Consider the following 17,949-nt stretch of genomic DNA (forward strand, 5'->3'; position numbering starts at 1 on the left):
TCGTCCGGTGACCGCCCTCCCCGACCTGACGGGGAAAGTCGCCGTTGTCACCGGTGCGACCGGTGGCATGGGCCAGGTCATCGCCGCCGACCTGGTCCGCGCCGGTGCGCACGTGGTCACCGTCGCCCGCGATCCCGCTCGGGCGGACGCTCTGCGCGCACGCATCGGCGCCCCGGCGGCGACCATTGTGGACCGTTACGACCGGATCCACCTCCTCGTCAACAACGCCGGCGCGCAGTACTCCGAACACCTCGTCTCGGCAAATGTCGCCGGCGACACCCTCGACGACACCCGGCGGATCAAGCTCGCGGGCAAGCCCCGCCGACGGTGTCACCGGCCGCTACTTCAGCCGTGACACGGAATCGAGCACTTCGCCGGCTGACGCCGACCGGCCGTCCGGGATCAGATCTTGCCCGCCGCCACGTCGGCGAGGGTCACGCGGGAGGACTTGTAGTTCACCACGTAGTGCTTGGACGGTTCCGTCGTGGTGATCTCCTCACGGATCGGCAGGCCGTTGTCGGCGTTGATGATGAGGACGTCCGTACTGCCGTCCAGGATCGCGGGGGGCGCGGTGAGGGTCAGCGCGGCCTGGCCGTCGACAGTGGTCTTGCCGACGATCATGTCCGGGATGGTCGCGTACAGCTTCAGCACGCCCGCGCGGACCTCCGCGTCGGCCGCGTTGGCGAACAGCGCGTGTTCGTTGTTGCTCCACAGGTGGTTGTTGATCAGGTTTTCCAGGTCCTTGCCCGTCGGACGCGGTTTGGGGGCGGGAACCGGCTTGCCGATCTTGCGGAACAGCTCCGCGGTCTCCGCCTGGGCGGCCGCCCAGGCCTTGTCGGCCTCGGCGGGGCTCAGGCCGACTCCCAGAGCGTTGCCGGAGGCGGTGATCATCGCGATCCGGGCCTGGTCGACGTCGCCGTTCGCGGCGAGACGGGCCGCCGCCATCACGTTCTTGTCGTACGGCTGAGGTGGCTCGGCGTTGCCCTTGGCGACCGCGTGCGCCAGGGTCTTCATCGAATCGCCCGTGAACTGCAGGCCCTTGTCGGTGTAGAGGGTGTAGGAGAGGTCCGGTTTGCCGTCCGGCGTGAACTTCGTGTTGACGATCAGCGACGCGTCTCCGGGCTGCGTGCCGGCTGCCTTGACCGCGGAGGCCAGCTTCACCAGCGGCGCCTCGACCGCCGGCGGGGCCTCGACCGCCCGCGGGGCGGGGCCGGACGGACCGGCCGGGACGCTGCCGCCGGACGTAGCCAGCACCACAGCCGCCGCGACGGCTGTCGCGCCCACGGCGGCGACACCGGCTTTGGGCCAGGAGAACCAGCGCTTCGGCCGCACGACCGTCGCGACGGGTTCCGCCATCGCCGTCCGCAGTGCCGCGCGGGCACGGTCATAGGCCTCGGGACCGGGGGACGGCACGTCACGCAGCTTCTTCATGAGATCCATTTCGTCCATGGGGCTGTCTTTCACGTTGTCGGGACTTTCAGCAGCGCGACCACTTCGGGGGCTTCACGCAACGCTTTGCGCGCCTGGTGCAACAGGCGGCGGGCGGTGCCGGCCGGGATGTCGAGCACCCGCCCGGCCTCGGCGACGGTCAGGTCCTCCCAGGCGACCAGGCCCAGCACTTCCCGCTCTTCCGGTTTGAGCCGGGCCAGTGCGCGGCTCAGTAGCGCCTGCGTGTCCACGCGGACGTCCACCGCCGGCCAGGGATCCCAGTCACTCGCCACGCCGCTCAGGTCCGGCGCCGGCTCCTCGGCCGGCGCGGACCGCCAGTGCCGGCGCAGCCGGTTCAGCGCGACGCCGTACAACCACGGCCTGGCTTCGGGATACGAAAGGTCGTAGTTCGCACGGGACTCGTAAGCCGCCACCCACACATCGCCGAGCAGGTCCTCGGCGGCCTGCCGCCCGGCTCTGCGCGCCAGATAGTTCCCGAGCGCGGTCTCGTGCCGGCCGATCACTTCCACGAAGGCGTCGGTGTCTCCGCGCAGCGACCTACCGATCAGTTCCGCGTCTGACGACATGAAGCTCCTCGGGTTTCGCTTCGCCCTGACACCCGTCTTTGCCAACGCCCGCCCAAAGCGTTCAGGTCAGGTCACCCGATGAGGAACATCGCTGGTCAGGCGACGTGTGCGCTGGGGAGATGCCGGTTTCAGCTTCCGGACTGGTCGTCCGCGGCCGCTTCCTCGACGATCTCCGCGATCAGGATCGTGTCGTCGTCCACGGCGGCCTCCTCCGCGGTCACCTCGGCCGTCTCGAGGCTGTGCTTCTCGCGAAGGAACCGCTCGCGGTACAGGTGCTCGGCGTCGCTGGTCAGGTTGGACAGCAACCGTGCGTTGAGGCCGGCGCCGATCATGATTCCGACCACCGGCACGGCCTGGCCGAGCTTCTGCCTCGTCAGCCGCATCGCGAACCGCTCGTAGAACGCCCTGATGATCCGGGTGACGCCGTTCCGGTTCAGCTGGTCCCACGTCGCCCGGCGGGCGAGGTCGTTCACCAGCTTGTTCAGCTCGACGTACGCCATGCTCTTGCCGGTCTGCTGGGCCATCCCGAAGTTGAGGACGGCGAGCGCGAAGACCCGCTCCTGGGGCAGCTCGGTGTCGTAGCCGTAGTACGCGGCGGTGTGAGCGATCGCCCTCGTCATCGCGCCCAGGACCAGCACCGCGTCGGCCGCGATCGCCGCGGCCACCGTGCCCGCTCCGGGTGCCGCGCCGGCGCCCGCGCCGAGGATGCCGCCGGCTGACGCGAGCAGCTCGCCGCCGGAGACCGCCAGGCCGGCGCCCGCGCCCTCGACCGCGCTGAACGTCGTGTAGCTCAGGCCCAGGCGCGGCTTGGCCTTGTCGATGTCGGCCAGGTCGAGCCGGTGGATGTCGCTCAGCTCGCTGACGGCGTGCCCGCGCTTGGCGTACGCCGCGACGACCGCCTTCCGCCGCAACGTCGCTTCGCTGGCCTTGTTCACCAACGTCAGCAGTCCGTCGATCGAGTTCTGGACGACCGAGGTCAGCTGCTCCGCGCCCGGCACCTGCTCGAGCCGTCCCCGGGCGAGCCGGCCACCCTTGGCCACGCGCTCACGGACGCCCTGCGGCACGAGACGGCGTTCGTTGACCGCCAGCCGCTCCTCACGCCAGCGCTCGATGTCCTGCCACGCCGCCCGCTCGTACGGGCTCATCCGCTCGACGCCCACACCCTCAGCCTCGCAGGGCGCTGCCCGCCTGCCAAGCGCTCCAGCTGATCGCCCAGTCGCCGTGGCCGTTGTTGATGGACAGCTGGGGGCCGCCCGTGTTGGTGATTTCGACGACGTCGCCGACGTTGAAGTTGTCGAAGAACCACTTGGCGTTCTCGGTGTTCATGTTGAGGCAGCCGTTGGAGACGTTGTCCCGGCCCTGCACGCCGACCGTCTTCAGGTTCTCGTGCAGGTACTCGCCGTCGTTGGAGATCCGGACGTTCCAGTTCTCCGGCGCGCTGTAGTAGCCGGGGTCGCCCTCGCAGACGCCGTAGCTGCAGGAGTCCATGATCTTGTGCTCTTCCTTCCCCAGCACCGTGTGGGTGCCGTTGAAGGTCGGCGTCGGCCCCCGCGGCGGGGTGTTGGCGGTCTTGCCCATGCTGGTCGGCGCGGTCTTCACCAGCTGCCCGTTGTGGAACGCCTGGATCTGGTGCGTCTTGCCGTCCGCCTTGGCCACCCAGGAGTCGTGCACCTTGTAGGTGGCCGAGACGTCCTGGCCGCCGTACAGCCCGCCGCCGATCGGCGTGCCGAAGTTCGCGGTCTCGAGCTTCACCGTCGAGCCGGCCTTCCAGTAGTCCTTCGGCCGGAAGTGCACCTCGCGCTTGCCCACCCAGTACCAGCCGCCCTCCTGGGCCGGCGACGACGTCACCTTGAGCGACTTCTCCACCGTCGCCTTGTCGGTGATGTCGTGGTCGAACTTCAGGCCGATGATCAGGCCCACGCCGAAGTCACCCGACGCCGACTGGAACAGCGACGGCGTGGCGACGCCGGCCGGCTTGATCGTGTGCACTTCGCTGCGCTGCTCGGTCGCCGCGCCCGCCTCGTTCACGGCCGTGGCGACCACCTGGTAGGTGGCCGCGTACCGGAGGTGGTCGTTGCTGGTCCACGTCTTCTTGTCCGGCGACAGCTCACCCTTGACGCCGTTGCCGGTCTGCGGGTTGGTCACCGTGACCGTCTGCAACGTGCCACTCGACGCCCGGACGACGATCGGGTCCTTGGGGCTCAGCTGGTCCCCGCCCTCGAACGCCACCAGTGCGGCCGGCACCTCGGGCGCCGCCGACGTCCCGGCCGGTCCGGCCGCGCCGACCGGCTGCGCGGTCCCGTCGGTCTGTCCACTGCATGCGGCCAGCAGGAGGGCCACCAGGCCGAGCCCGGCGATGCGGATCGTTCTCACGATCCACTAGACGCGCCAACCCCGGCCCAAGTTGTGTAACGATCCGGTCAACCGAGGACGATCTCGGCCCACACGGTCTTCCCGGTGCTGCGCTGCCACTGCCCCCACGACACGCTCACCTGGGCGACCGCGCGCAGCCCGCTCCCGCCGCCGTCTCCCGCGCGGCGGACGCACGCCGTGTCGAGGCAGCCGTCGTCGACCTCGACGCACAGCCAGCCGGGACGGCGCAGCAGCCGGACCTGGCGGGGTGGCTCGCCGTGGCGCAACGCGTTCGTGACCAGCTCCTCGATGACGAAGAGCGCCACTCGCCGCTGGTGTCCCGGCAGGTCGCCCAGAACGCGCTCGGCCCACGCGCGGACCGCGGGCACTTCGCCGAGGTCGTCGGCGATCTCCAGCGCGACGACGCGGAGCTGCTCGTCCGTCTGGGGGAGCTGGTACGTCGTCATCGGCAGTCGCCTCTCACCACGGTGGCGCGGTCGGTGCGCCGCACAAGCGGGGAATACCCCGCCGGCGCGGAAGCCGAACCTGCGCTCGCGGTCAGCCCGCGACGACCTGCTCACTCCAGTCGCCGCCACCGTACGGCGGGGCGTGGACGGCGAGCTCGCCGGAGAACGGGGCCGGCTTCCACGGCCCCAGGACCCGCAGCTGGTAGTTGCCCACCGGGACGTTCTTGAACGTCGCGAAGCCGTTGGCGTCGGTCTTCGTGATCGCCTGGATGACGCCGTTCTCGAGCAGCACGACGTTCCGCTTCGCCACGCCTTCGCCGGCGTCGGGCTGGTTGTTGCCGTTCTTGTCGAGCCAGACCTGCCCGTGGGAGTCGGCGTGCATGCCGGGGACCTTGGCCAGGGCGCTGACGTACGGGGCGCCGCCGGTGTGGCCGTCGGACGCCGAGCAGTCGAGCCCGGTCAGGCCGGTGTAGGCCGCCTTGTCGGGCACCTTGCCGTGCGCCGTGAGCACGATCCGCCCGCCGGCGGCCAACGTGCCATCGCGGCGCCGGAAGTCGAACGCGCCCCACTGGTCGTCGGTGACCGTCAGCTCCGAACCGAAGCCGCCCGCGTCGCAGCTGAGGAAGAGGCCGGTCAGCGGCGTGCTGCCGGAGTTCGTCAACGTGACCGTGACCGTGCCGGTGTCGCCGGGCGCGTAGCTCGCCTTGTCCAGCGTGAGGGTTTCGTGCAGCACGTCGGACAGCGGCCGCACGGCTCGCACTTCGAGCGCCGTGTAGGCGCCACGGCCGTCCAGACGCATCTCGCCCACGGGCTGGTCGACCCAGCCGCCGGGGATCTTCTGGAAGGACAGGTAGGCCGTCCGGCTCAGCGGCACGCCGTCGAAGGAGAAGTGGCCCGTCGAGTCGGTGACGGCGACCATGTCCGACGTCGTCCCGACCCCGATGAAGTGCGCCTCGGCGCCGGCCAGGCTCTCACCCGGAGACAGCTTGCCGTCGCCGTTCGCGTCCCCGTACAGCACACCCGCGACCCGCTCGGTGCCGCGCGCCATCGGCAGCGTGACGCGCTGGATGTTGTCGCTGTAGTCGACGTCCTGCCCGCCGTAGACCTCGACGTGCACCACGGAGTCGCCGTCGAACGTGCCGAGCTGCCCGGTGAGGTGCACGGTCCGGGTCTCCCCCTGCGCGATGGTCGCGCCGGTGCCGCCGTCCGAGAGGTCTCCCCACTGGTTCCGGTTGCCCCAGAAGGGCGTCCCGGACTCGGAGTAGGCGGTGCCGAACGCACCGAAGGCGACGGAGTCCCCGATGTTGGTCACCGTCACGTCGAGCCCGACGGTGTCCCCGGAGAGCCACCGTCCCTGCTGAGCGACAACGGTGACTTTGAGGTTCGCCCCGGAAACGGCCGACGCGGGTGTGGCGGCCAGCCCGGCCATCACGAGTGCCGCGGCCAGCACGGAGGCCGGCCGCGTGAATCTGCCAGTAGGCATGGTTTTCTTCCCCCTTTGGGTTGTGGCAGCGAATCCAGGGCCGGACTGATGGACGGCAAAGAAGTCGCCCCGGGCCCTTCAGTCAATCCTTGAACGCCTGCGGCACTGCGGACAGCTGCTCGTCGAGGTTCCAGTTCGCGGGCTTCCACTTGACGTCGAACCAGGGCGCGCCACCGGACAACCACTGGGCGCGCTTCCGCAGCGTGCTGGACCGGCTGACGTCCTCGTACCCGAACTCCGTTCCGCAACACAGGCAGATCTCGAAATTCGGTGTGCGGCCGTCCTCCCCCCACGGGGGATCGTGCTGAAGCAGACCACACACACGGCAGTGAAGTTCTTCATTGGGCATTGAAGTAGTCCAGGTTGGTCGGATAGCCGTGCGTTGCCGGGTCGGGGACATAGTAGGTCCTGGGCACACCATCCTGAGTCATGACACCGAACTCCTGGGTGGTGGGATCGTACCTGACCACATCGCCGCTCGACCTGATCTTGGTCAGCACCCCGGGCCCGGGGTTCCTCAGGAACTCCGACGCTCTCTCGACGTACTGCTTCGCATTCTGCAACCCGGGGAAGTCCCCGCCGTGCTTGTTCCAGTGCTTCAAAGCGTTCTGAGGGCCGCTCAACTGCTTCGTCGAAGACCAGATCGGGCAGTTGTGGACCAAGACCGGCGTGCCACCGGCTTCGACGTAATAGGTGTGGACGGTGTCGACGCTGAGGTTGTAAGTCCGCTCGGCACCGGCGTGGCGGTACGTGCCGGCTACGAGCACGTACGCGCCGCCCACGGTCAGCACCCGGTCACCCGACCTGAGATCGGCAGCGGCCGTCCACGCCCGCCCCACCGCATCCCAGAAGAGGTGATGTGCCGTTGTCGAGACGCTCTCGAGGCCATGACCGGTGACCAGGTACAGGTCGACGAAGTCCCGGTCCGTGTCCGTCGTGTGCAGTGCCACGACAGCGTGATGTTCCTCGTCGCCCTCTTCGGGATCCGTGTTGGCGATCTGATCGCCGACGTGGACGTCCGCGATCGCCTTGGTGCTCCCGTCGGCCATCAGGACGGGCGTCGATCCGGGAAAACTGTTGCACCCGAACGCCGCCCGTTCGGCTGCGCCGTCAGCGGTCATCGTGCCGGCGACTCCTTCGCCCGCAGCTGTCTCACCCGCCGCGGCCCCGGCGGCCGATCCGGCACCCATCGCCCCGAGCAGGAGCAACGACGACAGGTCGTCCATGACCACGTCGTTGAACCGCTTTTCGCTCTCACACTCCTCGAAGTGCTCCACGCAGTACAAAGCCGCGATCACCTTCGCGCCGGCGACGTCGTCGCCGTGGCCCTGGAGGTAGACCCAGGCCTCGTGGCAACCACGCTGGCCGTAACAGGCCATTTCGTCGCCGGTGCCGGTGGCCGTGCTCCAGAACGGCCGTGGTCCGTCGCTCTGCATGGCGAGCGACGACCACAGGCTGATCAGGCGCTGAGGGTCGTTCGTGATCGGCGAGTACTTCTTGACGTGACCGCGGACGACCTCTCGCTGCTTGCTGCACGCGGACCCGCGCTTACAACCGCTGTTCGCCGCGATCTTGCGGAAGCTGTCGATCGACTGCTGACTGTAGCCGCGCTGCTTCATGAAATACGCGCGGTTGTCGACGTAGTTCGGGTCCGACATCGCCTCGCCGGTGCCGCACAGGACGCCGTCCGGGCCGCACTCGGCTCCCCACATCTGGCCGGTCGGGTCGCTGAACGAAACCGGGCTGTTGTTGCTGTAGCTGTACGCGTTCAGCGCCTGGGGGTTGCCCGTGTCCAGCATCGGATCCGCCGTCAGGAAGCGGCCGGACAGCGGATCGTAGTCCCGGGCTCCCAGGTGGGTCAGGCCCGTCGTGTTCTGGTAGCCGCCGAGGAAACCGTGCTTGTCCGCCCAGCTCGGCGGGGGTGTTCCGCGGTTCGCGCCGTACGGGTCCTGCCAGCGCTTCGAGACCGCCAGGTTGGCCGCGTCGACCGTGGCGTACGTGGTCCCCTGGTGGTCCGTCAGCTTCCAGCTCAGGCCGGTCGACGACGTACGGGACGCGATCACCTGGCCGTTGTAGCTGTAGAAGCGGGTGCCCGAGGCGAAGCTTCCGCCGGTGGGGACGAACAACTCCATGTCCCCCACGGAAAGCGTTGCCCCGCTCGGGTCCTTCGTGATCAGGACGCCGCCGTCGGCGTCGTAGAGGTAGCTGCTCTCGGCGCCGCTGGCCTCCTTCGCCGTCGCGACGCGGCCTTCGGCGTCATACGTGAACGTCTGGGCCGCGCCGGCCGGGCCGCGGGTCTTCGTGCTGCCGGTCTCCGTGTAGTCGTAGCTCGTCGCGGTCGTGCCGCCCGGCCCCGTGGTCGTGACGGCTTCCACCGCGTGCGGGCGGGTCTCGCCGGGCGCCGGGTACGTCGAGCCGGTCGTGATGTCTCCGGCGGCCGTGTGCTGGACCTGGGTCTTGCGGTTGCCCGTGTCGTCGAAGGTCCAGGACGTCCAGTACGGGGCCGCACCACCGATGCCGGCCGTGGCGGGTTGCGCGGCGCAGTCGCCGGACGTCGGCGTCCACGCTTCCGTGAGCCGCTGCAGGTAGTCCTGCCGGAAGCACTGGACGTCGGCCTTCGCGCCCTGCGGGGTGTCGGCGACCTTCGTGAGGTTGCCGACCTGGTCGTAGGTGTAGGCGCGGTTCGCGATCGAGTAGTCGGACGACGTCGAACGCTGCGCCTGGACGGTTTCGAGCCGGTTGGTGCCGTTGGTGTAGGTGTTGGTGACCGCGACCTGGAACGGGCTGTCGTCGTTGTTGAAGTCGGTCCGCAGCACCTGGCCGAGCGGGTTGTACTCGGTGAGCGAGACCAGCTTGGTGCCGCCGCCCGACGAGTTGGCGGCCAGCATGGTCTTCGGCGCGCCGTTGCCGTAGTAGCCGAACGACAGCTCCTCCGCCGGCAGGCCGCCCTTCTCGGGCGTGTTCGTGGTCTGCACCGCGCCGGTGTTCGGCTCGTAGGTGACGCCGAACTGGTAGCTGCCCGAAAGGCCCTTGTCCCCGGCCGGGATGGTGACCTTGCTGCCGGTGGGCCGGCCGGCGGTGTCGTAGCCGGTGGTCTCCTTCGTGTACGCCTTGGTCCCGACGTAGCGCGTCGAGCTCGTGGGCTGCCCGGCGAGCAGCGTGTCGTAGGTCCACCCGGCGATCTTGGCGCCGGTCGCCACGGGCCCGTCGAACTCGGCGGTCTTGCGGCCGAGGTTGTCGTAGGTGTAGCTGATCAGCCGGTTGCGGGCGTCCGTGGTGGTCAGCAGCCGCCCGGCCGCGTCGTAGGTGTAGGTCGTCTTGCCCGTGTCCGGGTCGGTCGACGAGGTCTTGCGGTCCTTGAGGTCGTACTCGAACGACCAGACGTTCTTGCCGGTCGTGTCGGTGACCGTGGCCTGCTTGCCGCTGCGGGTGTAGGTGTAGGTCGTCGTGTCGGCGGGCGACCCGGCGGTGTGCTTCGCGGGGTCCTTGTACTGCAGGAGCTGGACGGTCTGCCCGAGCCCGTTCGTGACCGTGGTCGACGCCGTGCCGCCGTTCGGCGGGATCGTCGTCGTGCGGTCGCCGTCCGGGATGGTCGTCGACCGCCACTGCTCCACGGCGTTGAGCAGGTAGGCGCTGCTGCGGGGGCTGCCCGCGCTGTCGAAGGTGGCCAGCGTCGTGTTCGGGACCGAGGCGTCGTCGGCGACGTACAGCGTCGCCGAGGGGGCCGCGCTGTTCCAGTAGGCGTTGTGGGTCTTGTACGTGCGGCCCTGGGAGTCGTAGAAGGTGTCGGTGATGATCCGGCCGGGGCCGTCGTCCGTGCGCGGCGCCTGCGTCTGGATCGTGCGGCCGAGCCCGTCGATCAGCGTGTACGAGGTGGCGTACTGCCCGTTGGCGAGCAGGCTCTTCGTCGCGACGTTGCTGACGCCGCCCACGTTGTTGACGCTGTAGGCGTAGGTGACGTCCGCCGGCGCGTTCAACGCCTTGCTGTGCCCGGGTTTCCACACCGAGAGGACACGCCCGAGGGCGTCCTGGGTGGCGTCGGTCCGCAGCCCGGAGGCGTCCTTGCTCGCGACCGTCGCGCCGGAGACCGGGTCCAGGTACTTGGTGGACGTGAACTTGGGCGCGCCCGCCACCCCGGTGACCGGTGGTGTGGTCGTGTCGACCTGGGTGACCGGCCCGCCCTTGGCCGGGGTGTAGGCCGTCGTGCTGGTCAGGCCGAGGGCGTCGGTCGCGCTCACCACCCGGCCGTAGTCGTCGTACACCGTGGTCGCCGCGGGCGACTTGATCTTCTCGGCGCCGCCCGCGGGCCAGTCGTCGAGGCTGTCGATCCGGGTGATGATCCCGGTCGTGGGTGCGACGCCGAAGGCCTGGTTGTCGTAGGAGGTCCGGCTGTCGCCGATGATGTTGCCCGGTCCGGGCGGGTTCGTCCGGTCGTCGCAGACCCCGGAGATCTTCCGCACCTGGCTCGAGAAGTTCAGCAGCCAGCCGGCGGTGTTCTCGAGGTACGTCGTGAGGGTGCAGCTGGTCTGCTTCGGGTCGCTCGTGTCCCCTTCGGACTGCACCGCGGTCACGAGCCCGTACTTCCCGTGGGTGGTGTGCGTCCGCGAGACCCGCCAGGTGCCCGTGGTGTCGAGCCAGGTGCGGGCCCGGCTGGTGTCGGTGTCGGTGTAGGCCGCGGTCCGGCCGTCGGCGTCGGTCGCCGTGGCGTCCGAGACCCACGGCTCGGCCAGCGTGCCGCCGACGACCTGCCCGTCCCGGTAGGTGACGGTCTCCCGGGTGAAGCCGGCGACCTCCTTGCGGTCGGTGACCGACTCGTGCCAGTTCGGGCTGGTGACCGTCGCGCCTTCCATGCCCCGCAGGTAGTACGTCTCGGTCGTCACCGGCGGACCGGACGGGTCACCGCCCTCGACGCCGAGCCCGGTGGTCGTCTTGACGTCGCCGTACCCGCGCCACTGCGACCACGTCCGGTACTTGGGGTCGCTGAACGGGTCGTCGTCGTAGTGCCAGGCGCCGCCGCCGAGGTAGTCGTAGTGGGTGACCTTCTTCTGCGGCTGCTGGGTGGTGTTCGCGTCTTCGATGACGTCGCTGACCCGGAACTTGGTGAAGTAGTCCAGGACGGGGTCGGTCGCGCCGGGCGGGCTCCAGTACACCGGGTAGCACGACAGCGTGTTGTTCTTCAGGTTCGCCGGATCGGGCATCGGCCCGCCGGGTTTGCACTCGGCGTCCGCGTACTTGATCGTGGTGAGCCCGCCCTGGGGCGTGGTGATGGCGTCGATCCGGTTGCGGGTCAGCGCCGTGTACTGGCTGGCGGGGTCCACGCGGTTGGCCATCGGCTTCGGGTGGAACGTCGTCGCGGGCAGCGTGATCGCCGCGCCCACGGTGTTCGGGCTCGTGATCTTCCCGGTTTCGGTGATCGAGTCCAGCCACAGCGCGGGCTTGTTGCCATCGGTGGTGGGCGGGTACGACTGCTTGAGCGCCCACTCGCGGACCGGCTTCCACCCCGTGCCGCCGTCGCTGACCTGGGTCGTGATCTTGGTGTAGCGCTTGCGGGAGAAGAACGACGGCGAGTTGTAGACGCAGACGGCGCCCTGGTTGCAGATCGTCTCCGAAGGCACGTCCGGCCACGACGTCGCGGTCCCGGTGTTCAGCTGGCCGGGGTCGCAGGTGATCGTGCCGCTCGGGAGGCACCGTTCGGCCGTGTCGAACAGGACCTGGGCGGGCGCGTGGCTGAACGTGTCGGCGACGTGGGTGTTGAACCCGTATTCGATCTTCTGCAGGTACCCGCTGCGGGTGTAAACAGTGCCGGGGTTGTTGGCCGTGGACGCGTTGCGGTTGAGACCGTAGTAGTTGGTTTCGGGCTGGTAGTAGTACGAAACGGCGTTCCCGTGCGGGTCGACGACGTAGTCGAGGTTCCACCGCCAGGCGCGGTTGCACCAGGACGCGGCGTAGGTGGTGGCGTTGCAGGGCTCGTTGGCGTTGTTCCCGAACACCGGCACGGTCCACGTCGACTGGGTTTCCGCCTTGCCTGATGCCCAGCCCGGCAGGTGGTTCAGGCCGAAGAAGTACTGGACGCCGTCCGGTGTGGTGACCTTCCAGTATTCGCCGAACTTGTCGCCGTTGGCGCCACCGGTGAGCCGCTCGACCCGGGTGCCGTCGTCGTCCTGCGGGTGCCAGGTGCCGGTGTTCTTGTCGAAGATGAGATCACCGTTCGCGCCGGCGAAGGAAATCGTCGCGTTGTCCTTGTACCAGCACAGGTCGCCGGTCTTCGTCTGGTTGTTGTTGCCGCCGAGGTCCTGGCTGCAGCCCTTGTACCGGCGTTCGATGAAGCCGCCGCCGGAGAGGCTCCAGCCGTCGCCGATCCCCGAAGCCTGGTTGTTCGTGGCGGAGGTGAGGCCGTCCGCCGAGCCCGAGGAGTAGTTCAGGCTGACCGAGGGACCGGTGCCGCCGAGCGCGGCGGGGGTGCCGATCGGGTACGAGTAGTCGAAGTCCGCCGCCGAGCCGCCGGCCGTCCAGGAGCCGGCCGGCTTCAGGTCGGTCGCGCCGAAGTCACCGCCGCCGCCCTTGGTGTCGGCTTCCGCGGCCACCAGCATCGAGGTGGCCGCGGTGCTCTGCCGCGCTCCGGCCGGGGCCGCCGGCAGCGTGACGTCGGCGGCGACGTGCCGGGTCTTGGTGTTGTTGTCCGAGCTCAGCGGGGTGCCCACGCGGCACTCGGGCTTGTCCGGGGTGCTCAGCAGGCAGGGCGGGTACTGCACGAGGTGCAGGCGGCCGCCGAAGTCGCCGCCGTACGCGTCGCCGAAGGTGTGGTAGTCGACGTCGACGGTCACCGGCCCGCTCGTGTCGCCAGCCACTGGCTCTACCCTGACCAGCACTCCCTTGACCCCGGTCTTGGCGCTCGTGGCCTGGTCGACGGTGCTGATCCGGACCTTGCCCGCGCCGCGGCGCGCGGTGGCCGCCGCCCGCACGACGCCGACCGCCTGCCCGGCGGGCGCTTTCGCCGCTGTGGCGAGGTCGACGTCGGCCGACCCGGCCGCCGGCCAGTTCACCTTCGCCGGCGTGACCGACGCCGCGGCGGCGGCCGGGACGGCCCGGAACCCGCCGTCGACACCGGCCACGGAGCGGGTCTGCTGCAACGGGGGCAGGTCCCAGCCCAGTCCGTGCCAGCCGCCGGCCGCGGCTTCCGCCGCCGCGGTCTGGGCCGAACCCAGCAACACGACGGCGAGACCGAGGGCCAGTGCCCTTCTGCTCCGGGTGAAGCGCGCGAGAGTCATGTCAGCCTGCCTAAGTGTGGTTGGCGCTCGACGCGCCGGAAGCCGGTGCTGGGCTAGTGGGTGACGTCGAAGAGGGTGCCGGGGTCGTCGGCCCGCTTGTCGGTGGTGATCGCGTCGGCGCCGCGCAAGCCGGAGTAGACACGCACGCCGGCCAGATCGCCATACCAGGTGTCGCTGCGCTGTCCGGTCCACACGCCGTGGCCGAGGAAGAGACCGCCGCTGGAGTCGCGAGCCGTGACCCCGCCGCCGTCGGGAGTGTTGACGTAGAAGCTCTGCTTCGCCCCGTTGACGTAGAGCGCCATGTAGCCGGTCGCGGCGTCGTAGGTGGCAGCCAGGTGAGTCCAGGTGTTGTCGGCCGCCTCGGCATCGCTCAACACGATCCGGCTGTCGTTCCCGGTCGCGGACGGGGACAGCAGGAAGCTCCACCGGGGACGCAGCTTGCCCGACGTGTCGGCCCACGGCCGGTAGCCGAGCAGCAGCGGCGAAAACTGCGTGTCGGCGGTGCTGACGACGGCGCGGGGCGACGGGTCGACCGGGCCGTTCACGGTGGCGTCCGAAGCGGTCCACGAGTGCTTGACCCAGGCTTCGACCGTGAACGACTTGTCGGTCCGCAGGGCGGCCGGCTTGGTCGTCGCGACCTCGCCACCGTTGACGGTGAACTTCGCGGCGCAGGCCACCGGAGCGCCCGAGGCGTCCGTCTCCATGCCCAGCGAGACCCCACCGGACGGCGTGCCGGTGGACTTCGCGACCGAGTCCAGGTAGCTCAAGCCGTTCGTCGCGGCGATCTGGTCGTCCGTGAGGCTGTGCGCCCAGACCCGGCCCTGGTCGAGGAGGCCCTTGAACGGGTTGCTCCCACCCGGTTCCGCGCCGAGCAGCAGCGGCCCGTTCGCCGTCCACGCCGTCGGCACGGGCGCGTCGGCCTCGCGGACGCCGTTCACCGAGAGCCGGATGCGCGTCGCCGCCCGGTCGAACACCGCCGTCAGCAGTGTCCACTTCCCCGCCTGGGGCACCGAGGTTCCGGCCGCCCAGGTCATCGACGCCGCGGCGTTGTCGGCCGCGGACACCCCGAACGCCCAGCGGTTGGCCGGCTTGTCGTAGCGCAGGACGAAGTTCGCCGTGTGCGCCCCGGCCTGCGACAGGACGGTGTAACCGGCGTTCAGGTCGGCCGGGTTCACCCACGCCGACACGGTGAACGAGCTGGCCGTGTCCACCACCGGACCGGGGGTGGCGCCGTAACCGTTGACGCCGTCGAGCTGCAGACCGCCGCCGTCGTGGCCGGGCACCCAGGTGTGGCCGCCCGTGATCGTGAGGTCGTTTCCGTAGCCGGTGCTGTCCGTGGCGGCGTTGCCGCTGGTCTGCCCCAGCGCCCAGCTCGCCTGCAGGGACGGCACCCGCGAGGTCGCCGAGGCCAGCTCCGGACCGCACCCCTCGGCCAGCCCGTAGTTCGCGAGCGGGACCGCCGTCCCGGCCAGGTCGTGCACGTCCTGGCCGGACAGGGTGCGCTGCCAGACCTGCAGGTCGTCGAGCCGGCCGTGGAAGAAGTCGGTGCGGGCCCCGGCCCACTTGCCGGCACCCAGCACGGCCGGGCCGGTCGCGGTCCACGGGCGGGCGATCTCCGTGCCCTGCTTGGCCCCGTCGACGTACAGCGTGGCGGCCCCGGTCGCGGCGTCGTAGGTCGCGGCCAGGTGCGTCCACACCCCGACCTGCGGTGGCCCGCTCGCCACCACCCGGACGTCACCCGGCGCGGCCTGGTCCCCGGCCGTGACGCGCAGCGCCCAGGCGTTGCGTTCCTTGTTGTACTGCAGGATGAACGGCGCCGACTGCGTGCCGTCCTGGGCGAGGACGGTCTGCGAGTGCGCGGTGTCGGCGAGCTTCGCCCAAGCGGCCACGGTGAACGACTTCGCCGGGTCGAGGACCCGGTCCGACGTCTGGGCGTAGCCGCTCGTGCCGTCCAGCTCGATCGCGCCCTTCGCGCCCTCGCTGTACCCGCTGGTGTCGGGGTGGGTCCAGGTGGTCCCGTGGTTGTAACCCGGCTGCCGGGTCACCCCACCGGACAGCGTCGCCGGGTGCGCGGCGAGACCGGTGTTGCCCGGCGTCGCGGCGGCACTGTCCACAAGAGACGTTCCCGACGGCTCGTCCGCGCCCCACGCCGCGACCAGGTTCTTCGCCGGCGTCAGCGGCTGGACGTGGTAGGAGCAGGACGGCCCGTCCAGCGCCGGGTTGGAGTCCGGGATGACCAGGCAGGTCGCGTTGGGGCTGGGCATGCCCGCCTTGTTCACCGACTTGACCCTGATCAGGTTCTGGTTGCCGTTCACCGCGATCGTCTTCAGCGCCGCGGTGGCGACCACCTTGCCGTTGGCGTCGGTGCTCTGGACCGCCGGCGCGGTGGGTGATCCCTGCGGCTGCGGCTCGGAACCGTCCGTCGTGTAGATGAAGTGGTCGATGTCGTAGAGGCCGTCGGTGGCCAGGTAGGTCCACACGCTGAAGTCGGCCGCGTCCCCCTGCACCTTCGGATCGGTCCAGGAGGCCATCGCGACGTTCGGCGGCAGCGGGACCTTGGTGTCCACGGTGAACTCGCAGTTGCCGACCCAGTTCGACCAGAGCTCACCGTCGTAGGCCTGCATCGACCAGTTGTAGACGCCGTCCTCGTTGATCCAGCCGGGCGGGACCGCGGCGAGCTGCGCGGTCGCCTGCTGGTTGGGGCCCGCGGTGCCCACCGGGACGACGTTCGCGGCGTTGTCGTGGATGTAGACGTTGTGGCCGAGCGCGCCGTAAGCCAGCGCGAACTTGCCGTAGACGGTGCCGCCGTCCGGGTCGGACAACCGGCCCGCGATCTGCGGCGTCTTCGTGTAGACCCACGGCCGGTTCGCCCCCGAGGTGCACGGCAGCCGGCCGTTCTGCATCGTCAGGCTCGCCGGCGGGTTCGGGTACGAGTCGTAGTTCACCGCGAAGTACGGGTTCAGGTCGAACCGCCGCCAGGCGGCCATCCCGTCACCTTCGTTGGCGGCCGCCAGCGCGAACCACGTGTTCTGCCACCGGTTCGCGGCCGCGTCCTTGGCAGCCCGGGTGGCGTCGAACTGCCCCGTCACGCCCCCGGCGTCGTGGCAGTTCGCGACGTTCATCGTCGAAACCTGGTACACCCAGCCCGGTTGCGCGTTCCACGTGGTATCGGGCGTCGCCGGGTTCGCCAGCCACAGGCCGGTCGGCGCCGGGGAGCACGAGTAGCTGTGCTGGATCGTGGTGTTGAGCGACGCGCTGTGCACCACGGTCCCGGCCAGCCGGGCGCTGTTCATCTGGAGATAGGACCTCGACGTGCCGGCGCTGTCGTAGTTCTCGTAGCCGGCCTTGAGGTTCGACAGGTCCCCGGTCGAGGCGTTCCAGTTCTTCGCACCGGGGTAGCCGGACTGGACCACGACGTGCGACTGGATCCCGCACGAGTCGCACCAGCTGTCCGGATCCAGCGAGACCGGGTACCGCGTCGCCGGGTCGGCCAGGAACGCCTGGTCCGGCGTGATGGTGACCTTGTCCCGGGTGAGCGCGACGTCCATCACCGCCTCCCGCCGTCCGCCGCCCTCGCCGAGCTGCTGCTCGGCGGGCGAACCGGCGCCGGTGGAGTCCCACATCCGGGACGCGTCACCGGAGAACACCACCTGCCCGGCGGTGTCCTTGACCTCGAGCCCGTCGGTCGGCGCGGGCTGCGCCGGGGTGCCGCGGCCTTCGCCTTCCGCGACCTCGACGGTCGTGTTGCGGGTGTGCAACCCGAAGGGGATCTCCCGCAGCTTCGGGTTCTTCGCCGCCTCCGGCGTCTTGATGACCAGGTTTTCGGTGAAGCCGGCGGCCACCGCCTTCACGGTCAGGTCGACGCCGGGCAGCACCTCGGGGTAGACGGCCGTGTCGCCGGTCAGCACCGGGACCGGCAGGTCGGCGATCCACTTCAGCCCGACCTCTTTCCCGTCCTCCCCCGCCTTCACGACGGGCTCGGCGGCCGAGCCGGCGCCACCCGGGTTGAGCTTGACGTCGACGGTGATCGCCTTCGGCCCGAGCGAGCCGTCCGCGCGCCGCACCAGGGTCGTGTCGACCGGTGCCCACGTGGCGCCCTGCTTGACCCGCACCGGGTGGACGTACTGCGTCATCGTCCACGAGCCGTCCGGATTGGCCAGCGTCCGCGACGTCTCGGTGGTCTCCGACGACACCTCGACCTGCTTGCCGCCTTCACGTGCGTAGGACGTAGCCGTGACCTCGTCCGGCGCCGAATCCGGCACCACCGCGGCCGGTGCGGCGTGTGCCGGTGTGACCGTCACCACGGTTGCGGCGCCCATCGCGGCGCAGAACAAAAGAGCGCGCCAACGCGCACCGGAAGAACG

Annotated in this window: 10 protein-coding genes; 1 reads left to right on the plus strand and 9 read right to left on the minus strand. The window is 70.0% G+C overall.

Annotation, left to right across the window (positions count from 1 at the left end):
• Window positions 1-7 precede the first annotated feature (7 nt).
• Window positions 8-355, plus strand: coding sequence for an SDR family NAD(P)-dependent oxidoreductase (locus tag ACZ63E_RS23975; RefSeq protein WP_465338341.1), 348 nt, complete (start codon window positions 8-10; stop codon window positions 353-355).
• Between the two features lie 47 nt (window positions 356-402).
• Here ACZ63E_RS23975 and ACZ63E_RS23980 read toward each other — a convergent pair whose 3' ends face one another.
• The 9 genes from ACZ63E_RS23980 to ACZ63E_RS24020 form a co-directional block, all read right to left on the minus strand.
• Window positions 403-1,449 carry a hypothetical protein gene (locus tag ACZ63E_RS23980; RefSeq protein WP_465338342.1) on the minus strand — a complete coding sequence of 349 codons (1,047 nt, stop codon included), beginning with the start codon at window positions 1,447-1,449 and terminating at the stop codon, window positions 403-405.
• A gap of 11 nt (window positions 1,450-1,460) precedes the next feature.
• A complete protein-coding gene (locus ACZ63E_RS23985; protein ID WP_465338343.1) occupies window positions 1,461-2,015 on the minus strand; it encodes an RNA polymerase sigma factor in 555 nt (184 codons plus the stop codon).
• 128 nt (window positions 2,016-2,143) lie between these two features.
• Entirely contained in the window at window positions 2,144-3,175 is a 1,032-nt protein-coding gene (locus tag ACZ63E_RS23990; protein WP_465338344.1) for an EcsC family protein, read from the minus strand.
• Between the two features lie 4 nt (window positions 3,176-3,179).
• Complete coding sequence (locus tag ACZ63E_RS23995; protein ID WP_465338345.1) at window positions 3,180-4,388, minus strand: L,D-transpeptidase; 1,209 nt, start codon at window positions 4,386-4,388, stop codon at window positions 3,180-3,182.
• Window positions 4,389-4,435: 47 nt separating this feature from the next.
• The gene (locus ACZ63E_RS24000) at window positions 4,436-4,834 is read right to left on the minus strand and encodes an ATP-binding protein (protein WP_465338346.1); all 399 of its coding nucleotides are present in this window, start codon (window positions 4,832-4,834) and stop codon (window positions 4,436-4,438) included.
• 91 nt (window positions 4,835-4,925) lie between these two features.
• Window positions 4,926-6,317 (minus strand): hypothetical protein, encoded by a 1,392-nt coding sequence (locus ACZ63E_RS24005; RefSeq protein WP_465338347.1) that lies wholly within the window; start codon window positions 6,315-6,317, stop codon window positions 4,926-4,928.
• 82 nt (window positions 6,318-6,399) lie between these two features.
• A complete protein-coding gene (locus tag ACZ63E_RS24010) occupies window positions 6,400-6,639 on the minus strand; it encodes a hypothetical protein (RefSeq protein WP_465338348.1) in 240 nt (79 codons plus the stop codon).
• A 16-nt stretch (window positions 6,640-6,655) separates the two neighbouring features.
• Window positions 6,656-13,585, minus strand: a complete 6,930-nt coding sequence (locus ACZ63E_RS24015; RefSeq protein ID WP_465338349.1) for an RHS repeat-associated core domain-containing protein — start codon at window positions 13,583-13,585, stop codon at window positions 6,656-6,658.
• A 53-nt stretch (window positions 13,586-13,638) separates the two neighbouring features.
• The gene (locus tag ACZ63E_RS24020; RefSeq protein WP_465338350.1) at window positions 13,639-17,904 is read right to left on the minus strand and encodes a LamG-like jellyroll fold domain-containing protein; all 4,266 of its coding nucleotides are present in this window, start codon (window positions 17,902-17,904) and stop codon (window positions 13,639-13,641) included.
• Window positions 17,905-17,949: the final 45 nt, after the last annotated feature.

Source organism: Amycolatopsis sp. NPDC104819 (assembly GCF_055583145.1).

Excerpts from the sequence above, each read along its gene's own strand:
- ACZ63E_RS24020 (WP_465338350.1), bottom strand. The coding sequence starts at position 17,904 with ATGGGCGCCGCAACCGTGGTGACGGTCACACCGGCACACGCCGCACCG.
- ACZ63E_RS24015 (WP_465338349.1), bottom strand. The coding sequence starts at position 13,585 with ATGACTCTCGCGCGCTTCACCCGGAGCAGAAGGGCACTGGCCCTCGGT.
- ACZ63E_RS23985 (WP_465338343.1), bottom strand. The coding sequence starts at position 2,015 with ATGTCGTCAGACGCGGAACTGATCGGTAGGTCGCTGCGCGGAGACACC.
- ACZ63E_RS24005 (WP_465338347.1), bottom strand. The coding sequence starts at position 6,317 with ATGCCTACTGGCAGATTCACGCGGCCGGCCTCCGTGCTGGCCGCGGCA.
- ACZ63E_RS24000 (WP_465338346.1), bottom strand. The coding sequence starts at position 4,834 with ATGACGACGTACCAGCTCCCCCAGACGGACGAGCAGCTCCGCGTCGTC.
- ACZ63E_RS23980 (WP_465338342.1), bottom strand. The coding sequence starts at position 1,449 with ATGGACGAAATGGATCTCATGAAGAAGCTGCGTGACGTGCCGTCCCCC.